Source organism: Escherichia sp. KCJ4928, from assembly GCF_004352695.1.
Taxonomy (GTDB): Bacteria; Pseudomonadota; Gammaproteobacteria; order Enterobacterales; family Enterobacteriaceae; genus ECMA0423.
In genome coordinates, this window is the sequence record NZ_SJWV01000564.1 from 1 (window position 1) to 563 (window position 563).

General features: G+C 59.0%; 2 pseudogenes. Both read left to right on the top strand.

The features are described from left to right. Positions 1 to 394, top strand: a pseudogene (locus E0D98_RS25565) (conjugal transfer protein TraV); the annotation flags it as partial. Beyond that, positions 355 to 563: pseudogene (locus E0D98_RS25570) on the top strand (conjugal transfer protein); the annotation flags it as partial. The pseudogenes E0D98_RS25565 and E0D98_RS25570, both read left to right, overlap by 40 nt.

The window sequence follows — 563 nt, forward strand, 5'->3', positions numbered from 1 at the left end:
GATAACAACGGCCACCTGGCAGGTCAACGTGCCGGAGCGGCCTCCTTTTGATATACAGCATGTCATTCACTGGCTCCTGCCCTCGCCTCTCACGGCGCTGATGTCCGACAACACCTGGCTGTGGCCGGATAGCCCCGGCACACCGGCACTGACGGCGGGAGACTGGCCGGTAATGGAAACCGATACCCCGACGCTGAAACGCGTGAAGCGTCGTACCTTCACGCTCATCGATAACCGCAACCGTCAGGGATGGATCACCCGTCGCTTCCAGTGCTTCCCGCTGGCTCCGCTGCCGGAATCACACAGTCACCGCGTACCAGACATCCTGTATCCCCTGAAAACGGAGAAAAAAGAATGCAAAGACAACCAGCAACCACACTGCTTGCACTCCTGATAGGCTGTACGGTTATCCCGTCCACCCACGCCTATCCTGTGACCGTAGTGGCCAGCCAGCCTGTCACCACACAAATCATGCCGGAGCTGGCCGCCATTCAGGGCGTGATGGCAGAGATGGTCCGTATGCAGACAGCCACCGGCACAGCCATCAACCAGAGTTCAGAGAA